Source organism: Streptomyces sp. CNS606, from assembly GCF_000426325.1.
In genome coordinates this window covers 225,598-234,323 of sequence record NZ_AUFD01000009.1, presented here as the reverse complement: position 1 = coordinate 234,323, position 8,726 = coordinate 225,598, and the positions used below count along the sequence as shown (strand labels likewise).

Genomic DNA, 8,726 nt, shown 5'->3' with positions numbered 1-8,726 from the left:
GACGGCTCGGCCGGTCCGGTGGTGGAGGGGTTGCGGCTGTCGGCGGAGGCGGTGCCGGCCTCGGAGCGGGCGAAGGAGCGGCCGCGGGCGGCTGCGGCGTTCTCCGCGACGGTGTTCGCGACCCGTGAGGGTCTGGTGGGGCACACCACGGCCAACGGTCATGTCATCCAGCCCGACGACCACTTCGTGGCGCTGCCCTCGCGGCGGGGCCTGTCCCCCAAGGGCAGCCACGAGTACTCGGTGCGGGTGTGCGGCCCGGCGCGCTGCGAGACGGCCCCGGTGTGGGACGTCGGCCCGTGGAACACCAAGGACGACTACTGGAACCCGTCCTCCGTGCGGGAGATGTGGAAGGACCTGCCGCAGGGCAGGCCCGAAGCGCAGGCCGCCTACCAGGACAACTACAACGGCGGCGCCGACGAGTTCGGCCGCCAGGTCGCCAACCCGGCGGGCATCGACCTCGCCGACGGCACCTTCTACAACGTCGGCCTCAACAACAACGGCTGGGTCACCGTCACCTACCTCTGGACCGACGGCGGAGGCGGCACCCCTCAGCTGAGCTTCCCCTCCTACAGCACCCTGCGCGACGGCTCCAGCGGCCCGCAGGTGAGCGCCGCCCAGCACCTGCTGAACACGAACGGATTCGACGCGGGCGCCGTCGACGGCGCCTTCGGGCCGAACACCGCGAGTGCCGTGCGCGCCTTCCAGCAGAGCCGGAGCCTGTCCGTCGACGGCGTGGTCGGCCCCAAGACCTGGACCGCGCTGCTCTCCGCAGGCAGCAAGCCCACGCTGCGGCAGGGCGACAGCGGCGCGTCGGTGGAGCGGCTCCAGCGCGCACTGACGGCCGCACTCGGACGCACCGTGGACGCCGACGGCGCCTTCGGACCGAACACCGACGACGCGGTCCGCGACTACCAGAGCAGCCGCGGACTCGGGGTCGACGGGATCGTCGGCAGCGGGACGTGGGGCGCCCTGCAAGCCGGCAGGTGACCGCCGCCCGGCCGCAGGCCCTCACGCCTGCGGCCGGGCCCCGGCACACCGGGCGGTCCACCGGGACGGCGCCCATACAGCTGACGCTGTACCAGCGGCGCGGCTGGACCCCGTCGATGACGTGCCGTAACCATGGGACTCCGGAGTGGGTTGACGGAGTACCGGGCAGGGCACGGAGAGGCGGGGCCGCGATGGGGACGATCGACCACTGCACCACCAGTGCGTCGGAGCTGTCGGACAGCCTCAGGACCTTCGGCGCGGTGCTGAAGGCGCTGCGCGACGAAGCACGCCTCACCCAGGAGGAGTTCGCACCCCGGGTCAGCTACTCCTCCGCCTACATCGCGAAGATCGAGCAGGGGAAGCGGTTCCCGCCGAGGGAGTTGGTGGAGCGCTCGGAGGACGTGCTCGGCCCCCTCGCCGCCCGGGTCCTCGCCGCCGCCGCGCGCAGCCTCACCCGCCGAGTGGGACTGGCCTCGTGGTTCCAGCACTGGGCGGCGATCGAGGAGGAGGCGGTGTCCCTCTACGCGTACGAGTGCCGCGTCGTGCCGGGTCTCCTGCAACCGGAGGAGTACATCCGGGCACTCTTCCGGCGGCACCTGCCCCCGCTCAGCGACGAACAGTCCGAACAGCAGGTGGCCGGTCGGCTCGCACGGCAGAGTCACTTGACCGAGCGGCCCAACACCGAGTTCTGCTTCATCATCGAGGAGGCGCTTCTCCGGCGCGGATTCGGCGGCCCCGAAGTCACGAAGGCACTGCTCGACCACCTCCTGGCACAAGGGCGACTGCGCAACGTCGAGATCCAGATGATGCCGATCGAGCAACCCGAACACTCGGGCTTCGAAGGGCCGATGTACCTCGCGGAGACGCCGGACAGCCGATGGGTGGGTTACGTCGAAGGCCATGAGGCGAGCATGCTGATCACCTCTCCCAAGGCATCGAGCGCCATGCTTCGTCGCTATGGAAGGATGCGTTCACAGGCTCTGAGCCACCAGGACACCGCGAGCCTGCTGGAACAGATGCGAGGAGCGCTATGAGCACGACCGAACCGGTCTGGGTCAAGAGCAGCTACAGCGGCGGTGGCGGCGACAACTGCGTAGAGGTCGCCGCGGCGGAGTCCGCCGTTCTCGTGCGGGACTCCAAGGACACGGATCTCCCTGCCCTGACGGTCTCCGGCGACGCCTGGGCGGCCTTCACGGCGCAGGTCGCGGCCCGCGTGCCGTAGTCCGTTCGTCCGGGAGTCCCCCGGAACGCCCACACCTCGGCGTGTACATGTCCGCAGAGGGGGAAGTGGACCGCTGCCGCCGACGTGACACGAAGGCGGGCGGCGCGAGGGCGTGAAGGGGGACTTCGTGCGCTTCGGCATCCTGGGGCCGGTGGAGATCCGGCGCGACGGGGCCAGACAGCGGCTCCGCTCCGGTCGTGAACGGTCCCTGCTCGGGCTGCTCCTGCTGCACCCCGGACGCGTCTTCACGCCCGCCCGGCTCGTCGACCTGCTGTGGACGGACCCGCCCGACAGCGCACGCGCCCAGGTCTACAACCTGGTCAGCAGACTGCGGCAGCACCTCTCCGACCCGCGCGGCGCGATGCTGCGGACCGCCGACGGCGGCTACCTGCTCGACCCGGGAACGCGTCCGGTGGACCTGCTGGAGTTCCGGGCGGCGAGCACGGCCGGGCGGAAGGCGGCCGCGGTCGGCGAAGCAGCCGACGCCGCCGAGCAGTTCGCCGCCGCCCTGGACTGCTGGCGGGGCACCGCGCTGGGAGGGTGCACCGAACCGTTCGCGGAGGCCGCCCGGCGCGACCTGGACGAGGAACGCCATCGCGCCCTGGAGGGCCTGGCCGACGCACAACTCGACCTCGGCCGGTACGCACAGGTCCTCGCCACCGTCGGCCCGCTGCTCTCGGACCACCCGCACCGGGAGGACCTTTACCGGCGACAGATGCTCGCCCTCGCCGCGATGGGCCGGACCGCCGACGCCCTCGCCACGTACCGGCGGGCGTACCGGCGGCTGGAGGAGGACCTCGGGGTCGAACCGGGCGTGCGACTGCGGGAGCTGCACCAGGAGGTGCTGCGCGGCGCGGCCGTCGTACCGGGCGCGGGCGCCGGGCCGGAGCAGGGCGCGCGGACCCGCACCTCGCCTGGGCCGCCGCAGCCGCCTGCGCGACGAGCGGACGGACCGGAGCCCGCCACGCCGCGGGCCGAGGCGCTGACCGGACCTCCGCCGCGCCAACTGCCGCCCGCGTCCGGGGTGTTGTCCGGCCGCGAGGGACTACTGGCGTACGCCCGGCAGGCGTTGCGGGAGGACGCCACCGTGCCCGTCGTCGTGCTGAGCGGCCAGGGCGGCGCCGGGAAGACCGCGCTGGCGCTGCGTACCGGGCACGCGCTGCACGAGGAGTTCCCCGACGGCCAGCTCTACGCGGACCTGCGCGGCGCGCAGCCGGAGCCCGCCGACCCGCACGAGGTGGCCGCCGCCTTCCTGCGCGGACTGGGCGTGGACGGGCAGGACGTCCCGGCGGGCACCGGCGAACGGACCGCCGCCCTCCGCACCCGCCTGGCCGGGCGACGGCTGCTGCTGGTGCTGGACGACGCGCGGGACGAGGCGCAGGTGCGGCCGCTGCTGCCCGGCACGCCGGGCTGCGCGGTGCTGGTGACCTCGCGGCGCCGTCTCACCGGGCTGGCCGACGCCGTCGCGCTCGACGTCGGCACCCTGGACCCGGCGGACTCGCGCGCTCTGCTGGCCCGCCTGGTGGGGCCCGAACGCGTGGCGGCGGAGCCGGATGCCGCCGGGGACGTGGCGGAGCTGTGCGGGCACCTGCCGCTGGCGCTCCGCATCGCGGGCGCACGGCTCGCGGCGCGCCGGGACTGGACGCTCGGCCGGTTCCGTGACCGGCTGGCCGGACACCGTCAGCGGCTGGACCAGCTGAGCACGGGCGACCTGGACGTACGGGCGGGCATCGCGCTGAGCTACCGGGCGCTGCCTCCGGTGCTCCGGGCGGCGCTGCGCCGCCTGGGGCTGCTGGCGGCGCAGAGCGTGCCGGGGTGGGTGGTGGGCGCGCTGGCCGGACAGGACTTCGCGGACGACGACCTGCTGCCCGACCAGCTCGTCGACCGGCACCTGCTGCGGACGGCCGGGACGGACGCGGCCGGACAGCCGCGGTTCCGGCTGCACGACCTGGTGCACGACTTCGCGTACGAACGCGCCGTGGCCGAGGACCCGCCCGCCGAACGGGAGGCGGCCGTCGGGCGGGTGCTGCGCCACTGGCTGCTGCTGGCCTCCCGGGCGGCCGGGCGGCTCGGGCACGGCGGGGTGCTCGACGCGGTCGCCACCGGCGGCGAGACGCTGCCCGCCGAGGCGTCCGAGGCCGTGCGGGAGCATCCGGCGGCCTGGTTCGCGGCCGAGCGGGCGAACCTGGCCGACGCGGTACGCCTCGCCTGCCGGCTGCGGCTGCCCGCCCTCGCCACGGACCTGGCCCTGCAGCTCGACGGCTACCTGATCATCCGCTTCCACGAGGCGGAGCGGGAGGCCGCGCTGCGGGCGGCCATCGACGCCTGGGGCGGTGAGCCCGCCGGGGACCGGCGGCTGTCCCGGCTCCATTTCGCGCTGTGCTGGGCGATGTTCCAGCAGGACCGGTACGCCGAGCTGGGCGAGGCGGCCCGCCGCTGCTGGGAGGTGGCCACCGACCTCGGCGACCCGGAGGTGGTCGCCGACGCGGCGTGGCAGGTGGGGCGCGCGACGGCGCTCCAGGGACGGCTGGCGGACGCGGCGGCGTACTACGAGAGTTCGGCGCGCGACGCGGAACGCCTCGGCCTGTCGGACCGCGCCCAGGTGTACGCCCGCACGGGGCTGGCCAACGCCCTCGCGGACCTGGGTGACGCGGGTGCGGCGACCGGCCACTACCGGCGGGCCCTGCACCGGCACGATGCGGCGGACCGCACCCGGGTGGTGGTGCTGCTGCGGTTCGCGGAGGCGCTGGCGGACCGGGGCGAGACCGCCGGGGCGCTGGAGTCGCTGACCGAGGCCGCCCGGATCGTGTCAGGCATCGGCGACGAGGTCGGCGCGGCGCACGTGGAACGGGTGCGCGGCCAGGTGGACCTGGCCGCGCGGGACTGGGCCCGGGCCCGGGAACGCCTGGAGGCGGCGCTGGCCACGCTGCGGCGGAACCGCGAGCGGTCGGGCACGGCGCTGGTGCTGCGGAGCCTGGCGGACGCGGCGATCGGCGCGGGCGAGGCGTCGGCCGCGCGGGACCGGCTGCGGGAGGCGTCGGCGGTGTTCGGCCGGATGGCGGCACCGGTGGAGGTGGCGCGCACCGAGGCCCGGCTCGCCGTGACCCTGCGGCTGGCCGGCGACGTGGCCGGCGCCGAGGACCACGCCGGGGCGTACCGGCGGGTGCTGCACGGGCTGGGGCTGACGCCCGCCTGCCTGCGGCTGCCGGAGCACGTGCGCCGCCTGCCGCCGCTCACGGAGGAGGCCGTCTGACGCGCCGGTGCCCGGCGAGGGCCCGGGCACGGCACGGGTGGGGCGCCTCCCGTGCCGTGCCGGGCTGGGTCAGAACGCCTCGTTGCGGAAGCCGTGCCGGGCGACGCGTGCGAGCATCGTCCGCCAGGAGTCGATGCTGGCGTGCGGGTTGCCCTCGATGCTCAGGCGGTTGCGCGCACGGTTGAACCACTTCTCCGTCTGCGGTCCCCAGACGCCGTCCACCGCGATGCCCGCGCCCATGAAGTTGTTGGACATGGCTTGGACGAACTTGGTGTCGCTGCTGGAGCCCTTGGAGCACTTGGTGGGCAGCCCGCCGAAGTCGGCGTGGATGTGGTCGCGGTGGTCGGCGTTGTACCAGCCGTCGAGCACGTACCGGAAGCGGCGGCGGCAGGTGGCGTCGACCGCGAGGTAGCGGCGGCGGCGGGTGCGGTCGCCGGCGTGGTGGCCGTCCAGCGGGGACGACTGGCGTCCGCCGCCCCAGCGGACCAGGTCCAGGTCCATCGCGGTGCCGTTGCCGTGCTGGCCGCTGCGGTTGACGTAGAAGCCCGCCGAGACGAGGAACTTGACGTTGCCGAAGCCGCCGTCCTCGGACAGCCGGCGCAGGTCGCGGATCCACACCACCAGGCGGTCGTAGAAGGCGGGGGTGCAGCGCCAGTCGCGCAGGGTGGTGTTCCCGCGGTTGCCGCGCCAGTAGTAGACGGGCGTGCCGTCGATCCTGCTGAACGTCTTCAGCGCCATCAGCGACGCCGACGCCGGGGGCTGCATCTCGGCCGGCAGCGGGGCGAACGCGGGCTCCTCGGCCGCGTAGGCGGTTCCCGAGGTGTTCGCCAGCATCGCCGCGGTGGTGGCCGCGCCGACCCCGCCGAGGAAGAGCCGGCGGTCGATGCGCGAGGTGACGTCCTTGTCGGGGCGGGCGTCCGTGCCGGGGTGGCCGACGGGTCTGTCCTGTGGCTCCTGCATGGTGTGCTCCTCCGCAGTGGTCTCCGCGTGATGTGGGGCGGTGGCACTGCGATGGTGAGCGGCAGGTCTCCTTTCCGGCTCATTTCCGTCTCACTCGGCGGAGGCGCAGGTCGGAGGGGCTTCACGGCCGGGACTCACGGCCGTGCCGGGACGTCTTCCCCGGCGCGCGATGAGTTTTCCGCGGGGCGGCCGTCTCTACCTGTGCCGGGCCCGTCCGGGGCCGGGCAGCGCAGGAGAGAGGGCGTCCACCATGAGCAAGATGATCTTCGTGAACCTCCCGGTGAAGGACCTGAACCGGTCCGTGGAGTTCTTCGGCAGGCTGGGCTTCACCTTCAACAAGCAGTTCACCGACGAGAACGCCACCGCGATGGAGATCGACAAGGACAACGGGATCTTCGCGATGCTGCTGGTCGAGCCCTTCTTCAAGGGCTTCACCAAGAAGGAGATCGCCGACGCGACGAAGACCACCGAGGCGATCGTGGCGCTGGGGCTGGAGAGCCGCGCCGCGGTCGACGAACTCGCCGACAAGGCCCTGGCGAGCGGCGGCAGCCCGGCGAACGAGCCGATGGACGAGGGGTACATGTACGGCCGCAGCTTCCAGGACCCGGACGGCCACCAGTGGGAGGTCATGTGGATGGACCCGGCCGCCGTGGAGCCGAGCTGACGCGCGGGCGGCCCCGGCGGGCGCAGCGCCGGGACGTTGGCGGAGCGACGGCCGGTGCCGGCCGGGGCGGGGCCCCGGCCGGCAGCACGGGCCGTCAGTCGAGGACGGCGATGCCGTCCAGTTCGACCAGCGCCTCCTCGTCCCACAGCCGCACGACGCCGATCAGCGCCATCGCCGGGTAGTCGCGCCCGGCCAGCTCCCGCCAGATGCGGCCGAGTTCGCGGGCGTGGGCGCGGTAGGCGCCGACGTCGGTGGTGTAGACGGTGACGCGGGTCAGGCCGGCGGGCGTGCCGCCGGAGGCGCGCAGCGCCGTGAGGAGGTTGCCGAGGGCCTGCCGGAACTGCGCGGGCAGGTCGTCCCCGGTGATCCTCCCCGTGCCGTCCAGGGCGGTCTGTCCGGCGAGGAACACCAGGCGGGAGCCGGTGACGGCCACGGCGTGCGAGAAGCCGGTGGGCGGCGCCAGCTCGCCGGGGTTCACACGTTCGAGTGTCATGCGTAGAGCTCCTTGGCGATGATCGAGCGCTGTACCTCGGTCGCACCCTCGTAGATGCGCGGAGCACGCACCTCGCGGTACAGGTGTTCCAGGAGATGTCCGTGCTGAAGGGCGGCGGCGCCATGGATCTGGACGGCGGTGTCCACGGCGTACTGGGCGGTCTCGGTGGCCAGCAGTTTCGCCATCGCCGCCCGGCGCGCGATGCCCTCCTCGCCGCGGTCGTACGCGGCCGCGGCTGCGTACACCAGCAGCCGTGCCGCCTCGATCCGGGTGGCCATCTCGGCGAGCTGGTGGGACACGGCCTGGAGTTCGCGCAGCGCCCCGCCGAAGGCGGTACGGCTGCCGGCGTGCGCGACCGCGGCGTCCAGCGCGGACTGCGCCATGCCCACCGCGAACGCCCCCACGCTGGGGCGGAAGAGGTTGAGGGTCCGCATGGCGACGCCGAAGCCCTCGTCGACCGTGCCCAGTACGTCGGCACCGGTGACCGGCACTCCGTCGAAGGTGAGGGTGCCGATGGGGTGCGGGGAGAGCATCCGCAGCGGCTCGCCGGTGAGCCCCGGACGCCCGGCCGGGACGAGGAACGCGGTCACGCCGCGCGCGCCGGCGCCGTCGGTGGTGCGGGCGAAGACGGAGTAGACGTCGGCGTGGGGTGCGTTGGAGATCCAGGTCTTGGTGCCGCGCAGCTCCCAGCCGTCACCGGCCGGCACCGCGGCCAGGGACAGCGCCGCGGCGTCCGAGCCGGCGCCCGGCTCGCTCAGCGCGAAGGCCGCCACGGCGCGCCCGGCGGCCACGTCGGGCAGCCACCGGGCCCGCTGCTCGTCCGTGCCGGACAGGGCGAGGGGGTAGGCGCCCAGCCCCTGAAGGGCGAGGGCGGTCTCGGCCTCCGTGCAGCCGTGGGCGAGGGACTCGCGCAGCAGGCACAGGTCCATCGCGCGGGCCGGGCGGCCGTCGGCCGGGAAGACCCGTTCCAGCAGGCCGGTGTCGCCCAGGGCGGCGACGAGCGCCCGGTTCACCCCCGGCCGCTCGCCGTGCTCGGCCGCCAGCGGCCGGAACCGCTCCGCGGCCAGCGACCGCAGCTCCTCGCACCACTGCTGTTGCTCCGGCTCCAGCGCGAACGCCCGCATCGGCGACGCCTCCTTTATCGCGG

Annotated in this window: 8 protein-coding genes; 5 read left to right on the top strand and 3 right to left on the bottom strand. The window is 74.4% G+C overall.

The annotated features are described in order from the left end of the window. The 4 genes from K304_RS33590 to K304_RS0107530 all read left to right on the top strand — a co-directional run. Nucleotides 1-987 (top strand): peptidoglycan-binding domain-containing protein (locus K304_RS33590; RefSeq protein WP_199779580.1); only part of this gene is annotated, 987 nt, incomplete at its 5' end. A 191-nt stretch (nt 988-1,178) separates the two neighbouring features. Further along, nucleotides 1,179-2,021 carry a helix-turn-helix domain-containing protein gene (locus tag K304_RS0107540; RefSeq protein WP_037789459.1) on the top strand — a complete coding sequence of 281 codons (843 nt, stop codon included), beginning with the start codon at nt 1,179-1,181 and terminating at the stop codon, nt 2,019-2,021. Beyond that, nucleotides 2,018-2,209: a DUF397 domain-containing protein gene (locus tag K304_RS0107535; RefSeq protein ID WP_027763245.1), complete on the top strand. Its 192-nt coding sequence runs from the start codon at nt 2,018-2,020 to the stop codon at nt 2,207-2,209. The genes K304_RS0107540 and K304_RS0107535 overlap by 4 nt, the downstream gene beginning before the upstream one ends. Nucleotides 2,210-2,321: 112 nt before the next feature. Beyond that, nucleotides 2,322-5,462, top strand: coding sequence for a BTAD domain-containing putative transcriptional regulator (locus tag K304_RS0107530; protein ID WP_027763244.1), 3,141 nt, complete (start codon nt 2,322-2,324; stop codon nt 5,460-5,462). A gap of 69 nt (nt 5,463-5,531) precedes the next feature. On the opposite strand, the gene K304_RS0107525 is transcribed toward K304_RS0107530, so the two are convergent. Then, on the bottom strand, nt 5,532-6,422 hold the full coding sequence (locus tag K304_RS0107525) for an extensin family protein (protein ID WP_027763243.1): 891 nt from the start codon (nt 6,420-6,422) through the stop codon (nt 5,532-5,534). A gap of 250 nt (nt 6,423-6,672) precedes the next feature. Here K304_RS0107525 and K304_RS0107520 point away from each other — a divergent pair, with 250 nt between their 5' ends. Then, the gene (locus K304_RS0107520) at nt 6,673-7,086 is read left to right on the top strand and encodes a VOC family protein (RefSeq protein ID WP_027763242.1); all 414 of its coding nucleotides are present in this window, start codon (nt 6,673-6,675) and stop codon (nt 7,084-7,086) included. Nucleotides 7,087-7,180: 94 nt separating this feature from the next. Here the strand turns inward: K304_RS0107520 and K304_RS0107515 are convergent, their stop codons facing one another. Beyond that, entirely contained in the window at nt 7,181-7,579 is a 399-nt protein-coding gene (locus tag K304_RS0107515) for a RidA family protein (RefSeq protein ID WP_027763241.1), read from the bottom strand. Beyond that, entirely contained in the window at nt 7,576-8,703 is a 1,128-nt protein-coding gene (locus K304_RS0107510) for an acyl-CoA dehydrogenase family protein (RefSeq protein WP_027763240.1), read from the bottom strand. Before K304_RS0107510 ends, K304_RS0107515 begins: the two co-directional genes overlap by 4 nt. Between the last annotated feature and the right edge of the window lie 23 nt (nt 8,704-8,726).